Origin of the sequence: Pseudoduganella umbonata (assembly GCF_014192225.1) — a bacterium.
Lineage (GTDB): Bacteria > Pseudomonadota > Gammaproteobacteria > Burkholderiales > Burkholderiaceae_D > Rugamonas > Rugamonas umbonata.
Genome location: NZ_JACHXS010000012.1, coordinates 13,215 through 32,254, shown reverse-complemented (window position 1 = coordinate 32,254; position 19,040 = coordinate 13,215). Strand labels below are relative to the sequence as shown.

Annotated in this window: 15 protein-coding genes; 11 read left to right on the top strand and 4 right to left on the bottom strand. The window is 66.8% G+C overall.

What is annotated here, in order from left to right; all coding sequences use genetic code 11:
• Window positions 1-32 precede the first annotated feature (32 nt).
• The 4 genes from pgi (at window position 33) to FHS02_RS25245 (ending at window position 5,146) form a co-directional block, all read left to right on the top strand.
• The gene (gene pgi / locus FHS02_RS25260; RefSeq protein ID WP_137314238.1) at window positions 33-1,682 is read left to right on the top strand and encodes a glucose-6-phosphate isomerase; all 1,650 of its coding nucleotides are present in this window, start codon (window positions 33-35) and stop codon (window positions 1,680-1,682) included.
• A complete protein-coding gene (locus tag FHS02_RS25255; RefSeq protein WP_137314239.1) occupies window positions 1,679-2,611 on the top strand; it encodes an SMP-30/gluconolactonase/LRE family protein in 933 nt (310 codons plus the stop codon). Before pgi ends, FHS02_RS25255 begins: the two co-directional genes overlap by 4 nt.
• Before the next feature lie 188 nt (window positions 2,612-2,799).
• Window positions 2,800-4,272: a glucose-6-phosphate dehydrogenase gene (gene zwf, locus FHS02_RS25250; protein WP_137314240.1), complete on the top strand. Its 1,473-nt coding sequence runs from the start codon at window positions 2,800-2,802 to the stop codon at window positions 4,270-4,272.
• Between the two features lie 19 nt (window positions 4,273-4,291).
• Window positions 4,292-5,146 carry an SIS domain-containing protein gene (locus FHS02_RS25245; protein WP_130187991.1) on the top strand — a complete coding sequence of 285 codons (855 nt, stop codon included), beginning with the start codon at window positions 4,292-4,294 and terminating at the stop codon, window positions 5,144-5,146.
• Between the two features lie 27 nt (window positions 5,147-5,173).
• On the opposite strand, the gene FHS02_RS25240 is transcribed toward FHS02_RS25245, so the two are convergent.
• On the bottom strand, window positions 5,174-6,100 hold the full coding sequence (locus FHS02_RS25240) for a LysR family transcriptional regulator (protein ID WP_137314241.1): 927 nt from the start codon (window positions 6,098-6,100) through the stop codon (window positions 5,174-5,176).
• Between the two features lie 92 nt (window positions 6,101-6,192).
• Here FHS02_RS25240 and FHS02_RS25235 point away from each other — a divergent pair, with 92 nt between their 5' ends.
• Window positions 6,193-6,975, top strand: a complete 783-nt coding sequence (locus FHS02_RS25235) for an NAD(P)H-dependent oxidoreductase (protein ID WP_137314242.1) — start codon at window positions 6,193-6,195, stop codon at window positions 6,973-6,975.
• A gap of 92 nt (window positions 6,976-7,067) precedes the next feature.
• Entirely contained in the window at window positions 7,068-7,466 is a 399-nt protein-coding gene (locus FHS02_RS25230; protein ID WP_137314243.1) for a VOC family protein, read from the top strand.
• A gap of 6 nt (window positions 7,467-7,472) precedes the next feature.
• Here FHS02_RS25230 and FHS02_RS25225 read toward each other — a convergent pair whose 3' ends face one another.
• Window positions 7,473-8,723, bottom strand: coding sequence for a D-amino acid dehydrogenase (locus FHS02_RS25225; RefSeq protein ID WP_137314244.1), 1,251 nt, complete (start codon window positions 8,721-8,723; stop codon window positions 7,473-7,475).
• Between the two features lie 174 nt (window positions 8,724-8,897).
• On the opposite strand from FHS02_RS25225, the gene tal reads away from it, so the two are divergent.
• The 5 genes from tal to FHS02_RS25200 all read left to right on the top strand — a co-directional run bounded on the left by tal (window position 8,898) and on the right by FHS02_RS25200 (window position 17,117).
• Complete coding sequence (gene tal / locus FHS02_RS25220) at window positions 8,898-9,827, top strand: transaldolase (RefSeq protein ID WP_137314245.1); 930 nt, start codon at window positions 8,898-8,900, stop codon at window positions 9,825-9,827.
• A gap of 183 nt (window positions 9,828-10,010) precedes the next feature.
• Window positions 10,011-11,189 (top strand): efflux RND transporter periplasmic adaptor subunit, encoded by a 1,179-nt coding sequence (locus FHS02_RS25215; protein WP_137314246.1) that lies wholly within the window; start codon window positions 10,011-10,013, stop codon window positions 11,187-11,189.
• A complete protein-coding gene (locus FHS02_RS25210; protein WP_137314247.1) occupies window positions 11,190-14,339 on the top strand; it encodes an efflux RND transporter permease subunit in 3,150 nt (1,049 codons plus the stop codon).
• Window positions 14,336-15,805: an efflux transporter outer membrane subunit gene (locus FHS02_RS25205; protein WP_137314248.1), complete on the top strand. Its 1,470-nt coding sequence runs from the start codon at window positions 14,336-14,338 to the stop codon at window positions 15,803-15,805. The genes FHS02_RS25210 and FHS02_RS25205 overlap by 4 nt, the downstream gene beginning before the upstream one ends.
• 226 nt (window positions 15,806-16,031) lie before the next feature.
• Window positions 16,032-17,117, top strand: coding sequence for a patatin-like phospholipase family protein (locus FHS02_RS25200; RefSeq protein WP_137314249.1), 1,086 nt, complete (start codon window positions 16,032-16,034; stop codon window positions 17,115-17,117).
• Between the two features lie 41 nt (window positions 17,118-17,158).
• Here FHS02_RS25200 and hemW read toward each other — a convergent pair whose 3' ends face one another.
• Window positions 17,159-18,412 (bottom strand): radical SAM family heme chaperone HemW, encoded by a 1,254-nt coding sequence (gene hemW / locus FHS02_RS25195; protein ID WP_137314250.1) that lies wholly within the window; start codon window positions 18,410-18,412, stop codon window positions 17,159-17,161.
• The gene (gene rdgB / locus FHS02_RS25190) at window positions 18,409-18,993 is read right to left on the bottom strand and encodes an RdgB/HAM1 family non-canonical purine NTP pyrophosphatase (RefSeq protein WP_137314251.1); all 585 of its coding nucleotides are present in this window, start codon (window positions 18,991-18,993) and stop codon (window positions 18,409-18,411) included. Before rdgB ends, hemW begins: the two co-directional genes overlap by 4 nt.
• Window positions 18,994-19,040 lie beyond the last annotated feature (47 nt).

Sequence of the window (19,040 nt, the reverse complement as noted above, 5' to 3'; positions counted from 1 at the left end):
GTTCATCTATCCAAAACTGACACAGAAGTCTCATGCGCCAGCCACTGCTTACCACCACCGCCGCCTACCAGGCCCTGCAATCCCACGCCGCCGATGCAAAACAATGGCATCTGCGCGATTTGTTCGCCGCCGAGCCGCAGCGTTTCCCCGCGCTGACCGTCGATGCCGCCGGCCTGTTCCTCGACTATTCGAAGAACCGCATTTCCCAGCGCACTGTCGAATTGCTGGTCGACCTGGCGCGCGAGCGCGGCGTGGAAAGCCAGCGCGACGCCATGTTCGCTGGCGAGAAAATCAATCTTACCGAACAACGCAGCGTACTGCATACCGCCCTGCGTATGCCGCGCGGAAAGCAGCTCGTCGTCGATGGCCAGGACATCAACGCCGACGTGCATGCGGTGCTCGACCGTATCCGCACCTTCACCGACCGGGTCCGCAATGGCAACTGGCTGGGCTACAGCGGCAAGCCGATCACCGACATCGTCAACATCGGCATCGGCGGCTCCGACCTGGGCCCGAAGATGGCGGTGCTGGCGCTGCGCTCGTACGCGCATCCGCGCCTGAACATGCACTTCGTGTCGAACGTGGACGGCCATGACATGGATGCGGTGCTGACCAACCTGAACCACGAGACCACGCTGTTCATCGTGGCCTCGAAGACCTTCACCACCGCCGAGACGATGCTGAACGCGCAGACTGCGCGCCGCTGGTTCCTGTGCGAAGGCAAGGAAGAAGACCTGGCGCGCCATTTCGTGGCGGTGTCCACCAACACGGAAGCGGTCACGAAATTCGGCATCGACCCGGATAACATGTTCCCGTTCTGGGACTGGGTCGGCGGGCGCTATTCGGTATGGTCGGCGATCGGCCTGTCCGTCGCGCTGGCCGTGGGCTTCGGCTACTTCGAGACGTTCCTGGCCGGGGCGCACGAGATGGACGAGCATTTCCGCACCGCGCCGCTGGAGCAGAACATGCCGGTGCTGCTGGCGCTCCTCGGCTTCTGGAACCGCGAGTTCATCGGTGCCGCGTCGCTGTCGATCGCGCCGTACCACCAGGACCTGAGCCGCTTCCCTGCCTACCTGCAGCAGCTCGACATGGAAAGCAACGGCAAGCGCGTCACCAAGGGCGGCCAGCCGGTCGATACCGCCACCTGCCCGGTCGTGTGGGGCGAATGCGGCACCAATGCGCAGCATGCCTACTTCCAGCTGCTGCACCAGGGCACCGACATCGTGCCGATCGACTTCATCGCCGCGCTGCTGCCCACGCACGACCTGGCCGGCCACCACGATGCGCTGCTGGCGAACTGCTTCGCGCAGTCCGAGGCGTTCATGAAGGGCAAGACAGCCGACGAGGTGCGCGCCGAGCTGGCAGCGCAAGGCCTGCCGGAAGCGAAGATCGACGAGCTGGTACCGCACCGCACCTTCCCCGGCAACCGCCCGTCGAACACGATCCTGATGGAACACCTGACGCCGGCCACGCTGGGCGCGCTGATCGCGCTGTACGAGCACAAGACGTTCGTGCAGGGCGTGCTGTGGGATATCGCCAGCTTCGACCAGTGGGGCGTGGAACTGGGCAAGGTGCTGGCCAGGAAGATCCAGGCCGAGCTGGAAGGCGCCGTGGACCCGGACGCGCACGACAGTTCCACCAATGGCCTGATCGTGATGGCCAAGGGAGCGAAGATCGAATGAGCAAGCACGATGTGACTGTCGCCTTCGATGGCGCGATGCAGGTTGGCGAAGGCCCGCTGTGGCTGCCGCAGGAAAAGGCCCTGTACTGGGTCGACATCGATGGCCTGGCCGTGCACCGGCTGCAGGTCGGCAGCGATGCGGGCAGCGATGCGGGCAACGGCAGCGCCAGCGCCAGCGGTGCCCATACGTCGTGGATCATGACGAGCGAGCCGTCGTCGCTGGCGGCGCATGCCGGCGGCGGCCTGGTGGTGGCCACCCGCAACGGCTTCGTCCACCTCGACACCGCGACCGGCGCAATCGTCGAGATCGCGCCGGCTCCGTTCGACCGCAGCAAGGCCCGCTTCAACGACGGCAAGCCCGACGCGGCGGGGCGCTTCTGGGTCGGCACGATCTACGAACCGCGCGACCGGCCGGCCGCCGAGATGTTCGTGCTGGAAAAGGGACAGGTACGCCTGGCCTGGTCCGGCGGCATGACCAACTCGAACGGCCTGGGGTTCAGCCCGGACAACCGCACGATGTACCACGCCGACACCACGTCGCACCGCATCACCCGCTACGACTTCGACGTCGCTACCGGCGCGGTGTCGAACCAGCGCGAGATGCGCCAGTTCTCGATGGACAAGGAGCATGGCTATGGCGGCCGCCCGGACGGCGCCGCCGTCGACAGCGAAGGCAATTACTGGGTGGCGATGTTCGAAGGCGGCCGGATCGTCAAGCTGTCGCCGTCCGGCGACGAGCTCGACGTGATCGCGCTGCCGGTACGCTGCCCCACGATGGTGGCGTTCGGCGGCGACGACCTGCGCACGCTGTACATCACCACGGCGGGCAAGCGCCCGGCCGCGGAGCTGGAACAATACCCGCTGTCCGGCCGCGTGCTTGCCGTGCGCGTGCCGGTAGCGGGGCTGGTACAGCCGGCCTACCAGCCCTAACAAGGGGGCGCTGGAGCGCGATCCGTCGCTCCAGCGGCACCTTGCAACTGCCGCTTCCAGCCACCGCATCTCGCTGCATGCTTGGCGAATTTGTAGTATATTTTCGCCAAAAATTGCTTTTTTAGTAGTAAGGTTTCACTGCGGGCATCCTTCGCCGCGGTTTTTACGATCTCTACAAGACACCCATCATGGCACTTTCCGATTTTGACCTGGTTCTGTTCGGCGGCAGCGGCGACCTCGCGATGCGCAAGCTGCTGCCCGCGATGTTCTCGCGGGACGTCTGCGGCGACCTGCCGCCCACCGCGCGCATCGTCTGCGTCGGCCGGCACGAGAACACCACGGAAGAATTCATCGACATGGTCAACACCACGTCGCGTCCGCACATCAAGAACCCGAAGGTCACCGCCGAGAACTGGGAAAAATTCACCAGGCGTATCGTGTACGTGGCCGTGGACGCCGCCGACCCTTCCAGCTACCGCGGCCTGGCCGACGCGCTGCGCAGCGACGCGGGCCTGACCCGCGTGTATTACCTGGCCACGCCGCCGGCGCTGTTCGCGCAGATCTGCGACAACCTGAAGGAAAACGGCCTGGTCACGCCGAGTTCGCGCGTGGTGCTGGAAAAGCCGCTGGGCCGCGACCTGGCCTCGGCCAAGCAGATCAACCGCGAAGTGGGCGAGGTATTCGAGGAATCGCAGATCTACCGGATCGACCACTACCTGGGCAAGGAAACCGTGCAGAACCTGCTGGCGCTGCGCTTCGGCAACATCCTGTTCGAACCGCTGTGGCGCCGCGAATGGATCTCGGACGTGCAGATCACCATCGCCGAGAAACTGGGCGTGGGCAACCGGATCGGCTACTACGACACCTCGGGCGCGCTGCGCGACATGCTGCAGAACCACCTGCTGCAACTGCTGTGCATCGTGGCGATGGAACCGCCGGCATCGACCTCGCCGGACGCCGTGCGCGACGCCAAGCTGCAGGTGCTGCGCTCGCTGAAGCGCTTCACGCCGACCACGCTGGCGCAGAACATCGTGCGCGGCCAGTACCGTGCCGGCCACGTCGACGGCCAGCCGGTGCCGAGCTACCGCGACGAGCCGGATGCGCCGCAGCAATCGCGCACCGAGACGTTCGTGGCGATGAAGGCGGAAATCGATACGTGGCGCTGGGCCGGCGTGCCGTTCTACCTGCGCACCGGCAAGCGCATGGCCGACGGCCTGGCCGAGATCGTGGTGCGCTTCAAGCAGATCCCCCATTCGATCTTCCAGCAGCCGACGTCGAGCTTCCAGCCCAATTCGCTGGTGATCCGCCTGCAGCCGGACGAAGGCCTGCGCATGAACCTGATGGCGAAGACGCCGGGCGAAGGCATGCGCCTGAAGCCGGCCGAGCTGGAACTGGATTTCCGCGAATCGTTCAAGGCGCCGCGCATGGATGCCTACGAACGCCTGCTGCTCGACGTGCTGCGTGGCCAGCTCACGCTGTTCATGCGCGGCGACGAGCTGGAAGCGGCCTGGGAATGGGTCGAACCGATCCTGACCAACTGGGAGCAGGACGACACGGCGCCGCTGCCGTATTCGTCGGGCACGTGGGGGCCGGCCGCCTCGTCCGCGCTGATCGGCCGCGACGGGCTGCAGTGGCGCGAAGAAGCGCTTCCAGAAGACTAATCCAGAAGATTGATCAAAGATGCTGCTTGACTCCATCCGCACCCAGCTCGATTCGCTGTCCAAGTCCGAGCGCAAGGTGGCACTGGCCGTGCTCGACAATCCCTCCCGCACGGTGAGCTCGAACATCACGGCGCTGGCGAAAAGCGCCCAGGTGTCCGAGCCTACCGTGGTGCGGTTTTGCCGCACGCTGGGCTACGACGGCTGGCACGAGTTCAAGCTGAAACTGGCGCAGGGCCTGGCCGTCGCGCTGCCCGGCCTGAACGAGGCACCGTCGCAGGACGATCTCGCCGCGGACCTGATCAACAAGATCTGCAGCCGCTCGATCAACACGCTGCTCGACCTGCGCAACAACCTGCACCACGAACCGGTGCAGCGCGCGCTGGACATCCTGTCGCTGGCCAACAAGATCGAGTTCTACGGCCAGGGCACGTCCGGCATCGTGGCGGCCGACGCGCAGCACAAGTTCTTCCGCTCCGGCGTGCCCACCGTCGCGTATTCCGATCCGGCCATCCACAACATCGCCGCGGCGCTGCTGCGCAAGGGCGACGCGCTGGTGGCCATCTCGCAGCGCGGTAACAGCCCGGCCCTGGTGCGCTCGGCGCAACTGGCGCGCGACGGCGGCGCCGACGTGATCGTGCTGGCGCCATCGGGCACGCCGCTGGCCGACCTGGGCACGGTGCTGATCCCGATCGACCTGATCTTCAATACCGATCCGTACACGCCGATCTCGGCGCGGCTGGCCTACCTCGTCGTCATCGACGTGCTGGCCGTGGGGCTGGCGCTGCAGCGCGGCCCGGAATTCCGCCGCAAGATGCAGAACGCGCAGAAGGCGCTGCAGGAGTTCGAGGTGCAGTTCGATTCGTTCATCGGCTGAGCGCGGACCGGCCTCGCATCCCCGGCATCAGGCAGGCGCACCTGCCTGCCCCTCGCCTGCCGCCACATGGTCGATCAAGCGCTGGCGCAGCCAGCGCTGCGCCAGATCGCGGTGAGCCCTGTCGTGCCACACCATCGACACGGCGAAACCGGGTACCGGGATCGGCGGCTCCAGCACGCGCAGCCCGCCCGTCCGGTTCCGCAACAGCCGCGCCGGCACCAGCGCCGCGAGATCGGAGCGCCGCACCGCATCGAGCACGAACAGGAACGATGACGCCGACATCGCGACATTGCGCTTGAGGTGCATCGATTCGAGCACGTCGTCCGCCGCCGTCGAGAAACCGCCCCCGCGCGGCGAGACGATCACATGGTCGAGTTCCGAGAAGGCCTGGCTGCTGATGCCGCGCCGCGCGGCAGGGTGCCCTTTCCGTACGACCAGCGCATAGCGTTCGGCAAGCAATGGGCGGAACCGCAGCGTTTCCGCCACCAGGTCAGGCGTCAGGAATGCCAGGTCCACCGCGCCCTGCTCCATCTGCTCGCCGAGCCGGGCCGGATCGATGTGCCGCAGCGCGATCCGGACGCCGGGCGCCTCCTGCCGCAGCGCCAGCATGAAGTCGAGCAGGACGGCGGCCTGCATGTAGTCCGAAGCGGCAATATTGACCACGAGCCGGTCGCGCGAAGGATCGAACGCGCGCGCTGCCGCCACGACTCCCCTGAGCTGGTCCAGTGCCGCCCTCAGCGGTTCCTCCAGTTCGAGCGCCATGGCAGTCGGCATCATGCCCCGGTGCCCGGGAATGAACAGCTCGTCGCCGAACAGCGCGCGCAGGCGGTTCAGCCGCGAACTCAGCGCCGGCTGGCTGATGTGCAGCCGCTGCGCCGCACGGCTGACGTTCCGCTCGGCCAGCAGCGCCTCGAGGGTCACGAGCAGGTTGAAGTCCATCCGGCTGGTATTCATTTTTTGGATAGTACCGCAAAACTTTCCTGCAGTTCACAAGGGCGGCGGCGCGATGCAAGATGCCGCATCGACCAACTCCCGCGAGAACGGACATGTCAAAGAAAGTACTACTGGTGCACGCGCATCCCGAGCCGGCTTCACTGAGCAGCCGGTTGCTGGCGGCGGCCACGGCAAGCCTTGCCGCGCAGGGCCATGAGGTAATGCTGTCCGACCTGTATGCCATGCGATGGAAGGCGGTTTTCGACGAACAGGATTTCCCGCAGAGGCTGGACCGGACACGCCTTTCCTTCATCGCCGAATCCGGTCACGCCTATGCCAGCGGCAGGCAGACGCCCGACGTGCAATCCGAACAGGAAAAGTTGCTGGCCGCAGACGCGGTCATCTTCCAGTTCCCGTTGTGGTGGTTCGGCATGCCCGCCATCCTGAAAGGCTGGTTCGACCGGGTCTTTGCCTATGGACTCGCGTATGGCTACCGCGATGCGGGGAACCGGTACCGCTACGGCGCCGGCGGACTGGCGGGCAAACGGGCGATGCTGTCGGTGGCCGTCGGCGGGCCGCAGGAGGATTATTCGGGGCGTGGCATCAATGGCCCGCTGGAACAGCTGCTGTTCCCCGTCACCCACGGCACGCTGTTCTTCGCCGGGATGGACGTGCTGCCCACGCACGCGGTATACAGCGCGGCGCGCATGAGCGCCGGCGACATAGAACGTGCCGAAGCGGGACTGGCAAGCCGGATGCGGCACCTGTTCACCGAACAGCCGATACCGTTCCGCCCGCAAAACGGCGGAGACTATCCGGACGGCCACGTGCTGGCCGACCGGGTGGCGCCCGGCGTTTCCGGCATCGATGCCCATCTGGCGGCACCGCCCGCGTAGTCGGCCGAGCGCTGATTTCGCAAACCGATATTGTTACGGCAACGCATCCGTGCCAAGATCGGCCACCCATCCACCTGCGAGGTTCCTGCACGATGTTCTCCCATGTCTTTGTCGGCGTCACCGATTTCGACCACGCCCTGGCGTTCTACGAGCCGCTGATGCGCACCCTCGGTATCGAACAGCGCTTCTGCGACCGCACCCGCCCCTGGGCCGGATGGCAGAGCTCCAGCGACGATGCCCGCCCCCTGTTCCTGATCGGCGCTCCGCAGGACGGCCGGGCGCATGAAGCTGGCAACGGGCAGATGGTGGCCTTCATGGCCGCCGACCGGGAAACCGTCCGGCAGGCCCATGCCGAAGCACTGGCACGCGGCGGCACGTGCGCTGGTGTGCCGGGCCTGCGGCCCGAATACCATGCGCACTACTACGGCGCGTATTTCCGGGATCCGGACGGCAACAAGATCTGCGTGGTGTGCCACGCGCCTGCGGCTTAGCCTGCTTCAGGCCGCCAGCGGAGAACGTGCCGCGCCCGGGTGCATGGCGTCTTCCACCTGCCGCGCCACCTGTTCCGCCGTGGCGGCCGCCAGCGTCCAGCCGAGGTGGCCGTGGCCCGTGTTGTAGAACACCCCCGGCGCCTTCCCTCGTCCCACCTTCGGCAGCAGGTCCGGCATCATCGGCCGCAGCCCGGCCCATGGCTTCACGTCCGCCGTGCGCACGCCGGGGAACTCGCGGTGGACCCAGTCCACCAGCGGGCGGATGCGGTCGTGGCGGATGTCGCGGTCGAAGCCGGCGAATTCCGCGGTGCCGGCCACGCGGAAGCGGTCGGCGCCGAACCGGCTGGCCACCAGCTTCGGCGCATCGTCGACCAGGCTGACAGTCGGCGCGGCGGCCCGGCTGGCCGCGTCGGCCAGGTGCACGGTGATCGAGTAACCCTTGACGGGATAGACGTCGATCCGGTCGCCGGCCATCCGGCCCAGCGCGCGGCTGGCCGTGCCGGCGCAGATCACGATGCCGTCGAAGCGCTGCGTATCGGTGTCCGCTTCGTGGCGCAGCGTGAGCGAAACCCCGTCGCCCTGCCCTGCCAGCGCCAGCACCTCGCGTCCGCACAGCAGTCGAACGCCGAGGCGCTCGCACGCGGCGGCCAGCCCGGTGGTGAAGCGGTGGATGTCGCCGCTGCTGTCGCTGTCGGTGTAGCAGCCGCCGTAGTAGTTCCCGGCCAGTGCGGGTTCGATGGCGCGCATTTCCGACGGCGTCACCGCCTGCCGGACCAGCCCCGCTTGCGCCAGCAAGCGGGAAACCTGCTGCGCATGGTCGAAGCCGGCCTTGTCGCGGTAGAGATGAAGAATGCCTTCGCGGCGCAGGTCGAAGTCGATGCCTTCGTCCGCCGCCCACGCGAACAGGTGCTCGCGCGCCGCAACGGCCAGGCGCGCCAGCGCCACTGTGTTGTCGCGGTAGCGCGGCATCGCCGCCACGAATTTCGCCAGCCACGACATCTTGTGCCAGGTCGGCGCCGGGTGCAGCAGCAGCGGCGCATCCGGCTGCGTCATCCACTTCAGTCCCTTGCGCAGGGTGGACGGGTGGTTCCAGACCTCCGCATGCGAGGCCGACAACTGGCCGCCGTTCGCATACGACGTCTCCATCGCCGGGTAGCGATGCCGCTCGATGACTGTGACCGAAAAGCCACGCCGCGCCAGCGCGTAAGCCGTGGTGACACCGGTAACCCCGGCGCCGATGACTGCGATGTGTTTCATGGTGGACGAGCCTCTGCAGAGTGGCGCAAGGATACCCGAGTTGTCGGAATGTTTCCAAAACCCGGCGGCGCGGCAGGGGGAAGCAGGGATTCCGCAGCCCACAGCCCATGCCTGCGTATTTGTAGCGGCGCGATTCGGTACAATTGCGCTTTTCCCCCATCGCCTGGCCCAGTCATGAATCAACTCGAACAGCTCAAGCAGTACACCAAAGTCGTTGCCGACACCGGCGATTTCCAGTCGATCAAGGCTTATACGCCGCGCGACGCCACCACCAATCCTTCGCTGATCCTGAAGGCGGTGCAGAAGGATGAATACAAGCCGCTGCTGGAAAAGGCCGTGCGCGACAATCCGCACGCTTCCACCGGCGAGGTGATCGACAAGCTGCTGATCGCCTTCGGCGGCGAGATCCTGAAGATCGTTTCCGGCCGCGTGTCCACCGAGATCGATGCGCGCCTGTCGTTCGACGTGGAAGCCAACGTGGCCAAGGGCCGTGAACTGATCGACCTGTACGAGCGCGCCGGTTTCGACCGCGAGCGCGTGCTGATCAAGATCGCTTCCACCTGGGAAGGCATCAAGGCCGCCGAGATCCTGGAAAAGGAAATGATCCACACCAACCTGACGCTGCTGTTCTCGCTGCCCCAGGCGATTGCCTGCGCCGAAGCGGGCGTGCAGCTGATCTCGCCGTTCGTCGGCCGCATCTATGACTGGTACAAGAAGCAGACCGGCATCGAATACGAGGGCGCGGAAGATCCGGGCGTGCAATCGGTGAAGAAGATCTACAACTACTTCCGCAAGTTCGGCTACGAAACCGAAGTGATGGGCGCCAGCTTCCGCAATACCAGCCAGATCCTGGAACTGGCCGGCTGCGACCTGCTGACGATCAGCCCGGACCTGCTGCAGAAGCTGGCCGACTCGAACGACCCGGTCGAGCGCAAGCTGACCGCCGACAGCGCCGGCGCGATGGCGAAGATCTCCGTCGACGAGAAAACCTTCCGCTTCATGCTGAACGAAGATGCGATGGCCACCGAGAAGCTGGCCGAAGGCATCCGCGCCTTCTGTGCCGACTCGGGCAAGCTGAAACAGATCATCGCCGGCATGCGCTGAGCCGCATCGGGCCGCGGACGCGACAACGTCGCTCATCAGCAGCCAACTTGCAAAAAGAAAGGGAGCTTCGGCTCCCTTTCTTTTTATCGTCTTATACGAAAACGTTATCTTGGCTGTTATAAAATAACTATCGCACTCTTCCGCAGTTCCGCCGCCCTGCCGTTCTTTCGCGAGACATCATCCATGATTCATGTCGCACGTTGCACGCCTGTCGCTGTCGCTGTCCTGTCGCTGTCATTGCTTGCCGCCTGCGGCAAGGAGGAAGCAGCTCCCCCCGCCCCGCCGCCGCCCACCGTATCGGTGATCACCGTATCGCCGGCCGCCGTGCCTGTCACGGATGAGCTTCCGGGCCGCGTGGAAGCGTTCCGGGTGGCGCAGGTGCGGGCGCGCACGCCGGGCATCGTGCTGAAACGCGCATTCGAGGAAGGTTCGGACGTGAAGGCCGGCCAGGTGCTGTTCCGCATCGATCCGGCCGAATTCCGGGCCGGCTTCGCCAGTGCCGAGGCGGCCGTGCAGAAGGCCGAGGCCAACCTGGCACAGGCCAACCTGCGTGAAAAACGCTACAAGCCGCTGCTGGCCGCCCAGGCGGTGAGCCAGCAGGAATACGACGACGCGGTGACGGCGCAGAAGCAGGCCGCCGCCGACCTGGCCACCGCGAAGGCCGCGCGCCAGACCGCCGGCCTGACCCTCGGCTACGCGACAGTGACGGCGCCGATCGCCGGCCGGGTGGGCCGCGCGCTGGTGACCGAGGGCGCGCTGGTCGGCCAGGGCGAAGCGACGCCGATGGCCCTGGTGCAACAGCTCGATCCGATCTACGTGACGGTGACGCAATCGGCCACGGAGCTGCAGCAGCTGCGCCAGGCGCTGGCCAGCGGCCGCCTGAAAAGCGTGGGCAGCGAAGCGGCGCGCGTGACCCTGATGCTGGAAACGGGCGAACAGTACCAGGCGGCCGGCAAGCTGCTGTTCTCGGACGCCTCGGTGGACGAAAGCACCGGCACGGTGTCGCTGCGGGCCCAGTTCCCGAATCCGAAACGCACGCTGTTGCCGGGCATGTACGTGCGCGCCCGCCTCGAACAGGGCATCGACGAAGCCGCGATCACGGTGCCGCAGCAGGCCATCGTGCGCGGCGCGGAAGGCGCTTCGGTGATGATCGTGGGAGCGGACAACAAGGTGATCGCCCAGCCGGTGAAGGCCGAGGCATCGGTGGGCAACAAGTGGGTCGTCAGCGAAGGCCTGAAGGGCGGCGAACGGATCATCGTCGAAGGCTTCCAGAAGGCCAAGCCCGGCTCGCCCGTCACGCCGCAGGCATGGCAGCCGGCGCAGGGAGGTTCGCAACCGGCACCGGCCGCCAAGGGGGCGTAGATGCCACGCTTCTTCATCGACCGGCCCGTGTTCGCATGGGTGATCGCACTGTTCATCCTGCTGGGCGGCGCGCTGGCCATCACGGTGCTGCCGATCGCCCAGTACCCCACCATCGCGCCGCCGTCGATCGTGGTCACGGCGAACTACCCTGGCGCCACCGCCCAGGTGCTCGACGATGCCGTGACCAGCGTGATCGAGCAGGAAATGAACGGCGCCGAAGGCTTGCAGTACGTGGAATCGGAGAGCAACGCCGCCGGCGGCGTGACGATCACCGTCACGTTCCTGCCCGGCACCGATCCGGACATCGCCGCGGTCGACGTGCAGAACCGCATCAAGCGGGTGGAATCGCGCCTGCCGCAGGCCGTCACGCAGCAGGGCGTGCAGGTCAACAAGTCGCGCTCGAACATCCTGATGTTCGTCGGCGTGTACTCGACCGACGGGCGCATGGACCCGAATGCGATCGGCGACTACATGGCGCGCAACGTCGTCAACGAGATCAAGCGAATTCCCGGCGTGGGCCAGGCCCAGCTGTTCGGTTCCGAGCGCGCGCTGCGCGTGTGGGTCGATCCGAACAAGCTCACCGGTTTCAAGCTGAACATGGGCGACGTGACGGCGGCGATCCGCGCGCAGAATGCGCAGGTCACGTCCGGCACGATCGGCGACCTGCCGAATCCGACCACGCAGACGTACCAGGCGCCGGTGGTGGTGACAGGCCAGCTGACGTCGATCGAGCAGTTTTCCAGGGTGGTGCTGCGCGCCAATCCGGACGGCTCGACGGTGCGCCTGGGCGACGTGGCTCGCCTGGAACTGGGCGGTTCCAGCTACAACATCAGCGCGCGCCTGAATGGCCAGCCGTTCGTGGCCATCGCCGTGCAGCAGTCGCTGACCGGCAACGCGCTGGCCACGGCGGACCTGGTGAAGGCCAAGATGGAGGAGCTGCAGAAATTCTTCCCGCCCGGCCTGAAATACACGGTGCCCTACGACACGTCGACCTTCGTGCGCATCTCGATCGAGGAAGTGGTCAAGACGCTGCTGGAGGCGGTGCTGCTGGTGTTCATCGTGATGTACGTGTTCCTGCAGAATTTCCGCTACACGATCATCCCCACCATCGTGGTGCCGGTCGCGCTGATGGGCACCTTTGCCGTGATGCAGATGGCCGGCTTCTCGATCAACGTGCTGACCATGTTCGGCATGGTGCTGGCGATCGGCATCCTGGTCGACGATGCCATCGTGGTGGTCGAAAACGTCGAACGCATCATGAGCGAGGAAGGCCTGTCGCCCCGCGAGGCCACGCGCAAGGCGATGACGCAGATCACCGGCGCGATCATCGGCATCACGCTGGTGCTGATCGCCGTATTCGTGCCGATGGCCTTCTTCGGTGGCGCGGTGGGCGCCATCTACCGGCAGTTCTCGCTGTCGATGGTGGCCGCGATGGCGTTCTCGGCGCTGATGGCGCTGACCTTGACGCCGGCGCTGTGCGCCACGATGCTGAAACCCGTCGAGAAAGGCCACCACGTGGAAAAGCGCGGCTTCTTCGGCTGGTTCAACCGCACGTTCGCGAAAACCGCGACGGGCTACCAGGGCATGGTGGCGAAGATCATCGCCAGCACCGGGCGCTGGATGCTGGTCTTCGCCTTGCTGCTGGCACTGGTGGCATGGCTGTACGTACGGCTGCCGTCGTCGTTCCTGCCGAACGAAGACCAGGGCTACATCATCACCAACGTGCAGCTGCCGCCGGGCGCCTCGCGCTCGCGTACCGACGCGGTGCTGGCGAAAGTGGATGCGTATTTCCGCCAGCAGCCGGAAGTGGCGCGCACCATCGCGGTGGCCGGCTTTTCATTCTCGGGCAACGGCCAGAACGCCGGCCTGGTGTTCGTGCCGCTGAAGGACTGGAGCGAGCGGGGCAAGGACCAGTCGGCCGATGCGCTGGCCGGGCGCGCATTCGGCGCGCTGTCCGGCATCGCCGATGCGATCGTGTTCCCGCTTTCGCCGCCGCCGATCCGCGAACTGGGCAACGCCACCGGCATCACCGCGCGGCTGCAGGACCGCAGCTCGCTGGGCCATGAAGCGCTGATGAATGCCCGCAACCAGCTGCTGGACATGGCCGGCAAGAGCAAGGTGCTCAGCGGCGTGCGGCCGGAGGGGCTGGAAGACGCGCCGCAGCTGCAGGTGGACATCGACCGCGAGAAGGCGCAGGCGCTGGGCCTTTCGTTCGCCGACATCAACACCACGCTGTCCGCCGGGCTGGGTTCGTCGTACGTGAATGACTTCAACAGCAACAACCGCCAGCAGCGCGTGATCGTGCAGGCCGAGCAGAACCGGCGCATGCAGCCGGAAGACATCCTGCGCCTGAACGTGCGTTCCGGCACGAGCGGCAACATGGTGCCCTTCTCCGCCTTCGCCACCACGCGCTGGATCAACGGCCCGGTGCAGCTGGTGCGCTACAACGGCTACCCGGCGATCAAGCTGACCGGCAATGCCGCGCCGGGCTACAGCACCGGCGATGCGATGGTTGAGCTGGAACGGCTGGCCGCGCAGCTGCCGCCCGGCTTCGGCATCGACTGGACCGGCCAGTCGCTGGAAGAGCGCACCTCCGGCGCGCAGGCGCCGATGCTGTTCGCGCTGTCGCTGCTGGCCGCCTTCCTCGTGCTGGCGGCGCTGTACGAAAGCGAATCGATCCCGATCGCCGTGCTGCTGGTGGTGCCGCTGGGCGTGCTGGGCGCGCTGCTCGGCGCCCACCTGCGCGACCTGCCGAACGACGTGTACTTCAAGGTGGGCCTGATCGCCATCATCGGGCTGTCGGCGAAGAACGCCATCCTGATCATCGAATTCGCCAAGGACCTGCAGGCGCAGGGCATGGGACTGACCGAGGCCACGCTGGAGGCGGTGCACCTGCGCTTCCGGCCGATCATCATGACGTCGCTGGCGTTCATCCTGGGCGTGCTGCCGCTGGTGGTGGCCAGCGGCGCCGGTTCGGCCAGCCAGCGGGCCATCGGCACCGGGGTGATGGGCGGCATGATCACGGCCACCGTGCTGGCGGTGTTCCTGGTTCCCGTCTTCTTCGTCGTGATTCGCCGCATCTTCAAGGGCAGCGAGCGGCAGCGCCGCCTCGCCGCGCATGAAATGGACCTGCCGGAGACCAAGCAATGAAGCTGTTCCCGACCCGCACCGCCGGGGCCCTGCTGGCCGCCGGCGCATTGTCAACCCTGTTGCCGGCGTGTTCGCTGGCGCCGAAGTACGAGCGCCCGGCCGCGCCGGTTGCCGCCGATTTCCCAGCTTCGCCGGCCGTCGCGGATGGCAAGGGTGCGCCGCCGGCCACGGCCGATGCGAAGAGCGCCGTCGATACGGGCTGGCGCGAATTCTTCCCCGACGGGCGGCTGCAGGCGCTGATCGCCACGGCGCTGGACAACAACCGCGACCTGCGCACGGCCGCGCTGCGCATCGAGGAAGCGCGCGCCGCCTACCGCGTGACGCGGGCCGACCGGCTGCCGAACGTGAATGCCGCGCTGTCCGGCACGCGGGCGCGCACGCCGGGATTCCTGAACCCCGCCACCGGCCAGCCATCGATCGGCGAGCGCTTCGATGCCGGCCTGTCTTTATCGTCGTTCGAACTGGATTTCTTTGGCCGCGTGCGCAGCCTGTCGGAAGCGGCGCTGGCCACGTATCTGGCCACCGACGAGGCGCGGCAGGCGGCGCAGATCAGCCTTGCGGCCGAAGTGGCCAAGGCGTATTTCACGGAGCGGGCCTTCGCCGAGCAACTGGCGCTGGCGCAGCGCACGTACGAGGCGCGCCGCCGCACCTTCGAGCTGACGCAGCAAAGGCTCGATGCCGGTGCCTCGTCGCTGCTCGACCTGCGCTCCAACGAAACGCTGATGGAAACGGCGCGCGCGGCGGCGCTGGCGCTGGCCCGGCAGCGGGCACAGGCCGCCAACGCGCTGGCCTTGCTGGTAGGCGCGCCGCAGGTGCAGCCGGCCGATGCATCGGCCAATGCTGCCGCGCCGATGGCCGACGATGCGCAGATCGATGCGATGAGCGCCGTGCCGGCCGGCCTGCCGTCCGACCTGATCACGCGCCGGCCGGACATCCGCGCCGCCGAGCAGCGGCTGGTCGCGGCCAATGCCAACATCGGTGCGGCGCGCGCCGCGTTCTTCCCGCGCATTTCGCTGACGGCGGCGATCGGCAGCGCCAGCCCGGAATTCTCGCAGCTGTTCGACGGCGGCAACGACACCTGGTCGTTCGTGCCGCAGCTGACCCTGCCGATCTTCGACGCCGGCCGCAACCGCGCCAACCTGACACTCTCGGAGGTGCGCAGGAACATCGCCGTGGCCGACTACGAACGCACGATCCAGGCCGCGTTCCGCGAAGTGGCCGATGCGCTGGCCGCGCGCAGCTACCTGGGCGACCAGGTGGCCGCCCAGCGGGCCATCCAGGATGCCCAGGCCGAGCGGCTGCGGCTGCTCACGCTGCGCTTCGAGAACGGCGTGGCCAGTTCGCTGGACGTGCTCGACGCCCAGCGCGAACTGTTTTCGGCCGAGCAGGAGCTGGTACAGGCGCGGCTGCTGCGCACCACCAGCGCCATCGACCTGTATCGGGCGCTGGGAGGCGGGCTGCGTTAACGACACTTCCGCACCCCGAAAACCGGTGACAGGCTCCAATTATTTGGGAACATTCGTTGCCCCGGTAGCGGTGGCGAAGGACTGGGCTCAGGGAACATGACTCCTCAAAACCGGTGACAGGCTCCGATTCTTTTGCAATATTTCCTGATAATAGGAGCCTGTCACCGGTTTCCTTGCAATATTTCCTGATAATAGGAGCCTGTCACCGGTTTTCCTTTATCTCAACATGGACTCACCCATCATCATCCGCCTCGGCGCCCGTGCCCGCCGGCGCATCACCGCCGAAGGCCTGCAACCCGCCGACATCGCCATCATCCCCGCCGCGGCGGGCGGGCCGAAAGGCCTGATCCTGAACGGCATCGACACCTGGCTGTCCGGCGACTGGCTGCCCCGCGCGCCACGCGAGCGGCGGCTGATCGGCGCATCGATCGGCGCCTGGCGGATGGCCGCGATGGCATTCGCCGATCCGGTGGCCGCGCACAAGCGGCTGGCTTACCATTACACGCACCAGACCTATCCCGCCAAAGTGGACGCCGCCCATGTCTCGCGCACGGTGCGCGGCCTGCTGGAGGAAGTACTGGGCGGACATGGCGACGAGGTGCTCGCTCACCCGCACCATCGCCTGACCGTGATTACCGCGCGCGGCATCGGGCCGCTGGCCGGCACCGCCGGCGTGCGCTGGCGCGAACTGGCCGGTTTCCTCCGCGCCGCGGCCGGCAATGCCGTGTCGCGCAGCCAGCTGGCGCGCGGCATGGAGCGCGTGCTGTTCCACGATGCACGCGACGATGGCGCCTGGCTGCGCGAACGCTTCGATGCGTTCACGTCGCACTTTGTCGGCCTTGGCGCCGCCAACCTGCGCGCCGCGCTGCTGGCCTCGGGCTCGATTCCCCTCGTGCTCGAAGCCGTGCGCGATATTCCCGGCGCGCCGCCCGGCACCTACTGGGACGGCGGCCTGGTCGACTACCACCTGCACCTGCCGTACCAGCGCGACCCAGGCCTGGTGCTGTATCCGCACTTCAGCGACTACATCGTGCCCGGCTGGCTCGACAAGTCGCTGCCATGGCGCCGCGCCCGCGCGCAGTCCGGCGACCTCGCCCTCGACAACGTGATCCTGGTCTCCCCTTCGCCATCGTTCGTGGCCCGGCTGCCGAACCGCAAGCTGCCGGACCGTAACGACTTCAAGCATTACGGCCAGGACCATGCCGCCCGCATCCGCGACTGGACGCGGGCGATCGGCGAAAGCGAACGGATGGCCGAAGCGCTGGCCAGGTGGGCCGAAAAGCCGGATATGAAGATGGCTGCGTCGTTCTGACTCCGCCGGGCGCGGTCCCGTGGCCGCCCCCTGCTTCCCCGTCAGCCGAGGAAGATCTGCTGCAAGTCGTTCAGGAAGCGGTGGCCCAGTTCGGTCGGGCGGATGATGGCGTGGTCGCGGTAGATCAGGCCTTTTGCTTCGGCCGCATTGAGCTGCTTCTCGATCGTGTTCAGCGCCAGCCCGGTGCGTTCGGAAAACAGGTTGGGCGCGAAGCCATCTTGCAGGCGCAGCGCATTGAGCATGAACTCGAAGCCCATCTCGTCGCGGGCGATTTCATTTTCTTCCTGTATCGGTGTGCCGTTCGCCATCTGCTCCATGTACGACTTCGGCTGCTTGTAGCGCGCCTGCCGCAGCACGCGGTGCGGGAACGACAGCTTCGAGTGGGCGCCGGCGCCGATGCCGAGATAGTCGCCGAACTGCCAGTAGTTCAGGTTGTGCTTGGCCCGGTGGCCAGGCCGCGCGTAGGCCGATACCTCATAGTGGCCATAACCCGCCGCGCCGGTCATCTCGGCGACCAGGTCCTGCATGTCGGCGCTGGTGTCGTCGTCCGGCAGTTCGGGCGGGTACTTGGCGAACACCGTGTTCGGTTCCATCGTCAGGTGGTACAGCGACAGGTGCGGCGGCTGGAACGCCAGCGCCGTGGCCAGGTCCGCGCGGGCCTCGTCCAGCGTTTGCGACGGCAGCGCGTACATCAGGTCGAGGTTGAAGTTGTCGAAGGTGGCGTGCGCGATGTCGACCGCGCGGCGCGCTTCGCCGTCGTCGTGGATGCGGCCCAGCGCCTGCAGGTGCCGCGCGTTGAAGCTCTGGATGCCGATCGACAGGCGGTTGATGCCGCTGGCCCGGTAGCTGCGGAATTTCTCCACCTCGAAGGTGCCGGGGTTGGCTTCCATCGTGATCTCGGCATCGCCGTCCAGCGGCAGCAGGGTGCGCAGGTCGGACAGCAGCCGATCAAGGCCCGCGGCGGACATCAGGCTCGGCGTACCGCCACCGATGAACACCGTATGGATCTTGCGGCCCCAGATCAGCGGCAGCGCCATTTCGAGGTCCAGGCGCAACGCATCGAGGTACTGTTTTTCCGGTACCTCGCCCTTGGCTTCGTGCGAATTGAAGTCGCAGTACGGGCATTTGCGCACGCACCACGGCCAGTGGATGTACAGCGACAGCGGCGGCAGCGCGGCCAGGTTCAGCGCGCCCGGCTGCAGGTACTGCGCGGCCACGCCGGCCGCGGCATCGATGGTGCGCGCCGGCGTGGTGCTCTTGCCGGCACCCGCGCCGACGGGTTTGATGGGAATCATTTCAGCTTTTCTATCAGTGCGCGCAGTGCCTGGCCGCGGTGCGACAGGCGGTTCTTCTCGTCCGGCGCCAGCTCCGCGGTGGTCTTGCCCAGCTCGGGGATATAAAAGTGCGGATCGTAGCCGAAGCCGCCCTCGCCGCGCGGTTCGGCCTGGATCACGCCGCGCCAGACGCCGTCGGCAATCACGGGCTGCGGATCGTCGGCATGGCGCACGAACACCAGCACGCAGTAGTAATACGCCGACTTGTCGTCATGCTGCGCCAGGTCGGCGACCAGCTTCGCGTTGTTGGCGGCGTCGGACTTCGGCTCGCCCGCATAGCGCGCCGAGTAGACGCCGGGTGCGCCGCCGAGCGCGTTGACGCAGACGCCCGAATCGTCGGCCAGCGCCGGCAGCCCGGTCAGCCGCGATGCATGGCGCGCCTTCTGCAGCGCGTTCTCGACGAAGGTGTGGAACGGCTCGTCCGCTTCCGGCACGTTGAATTCGCCCTGCGCATGCACTTCGAAGCCGACGGTGGACAGCAGCGCGTTGAATTCCTTCAGTTTGCCCGCGTTGTTCGAGGCGAGGATGAGTTTCTGGGTCATGGTCAAGATGTCGTTTGTTGCAAAAAAACCGGTGACAGGCACCTATT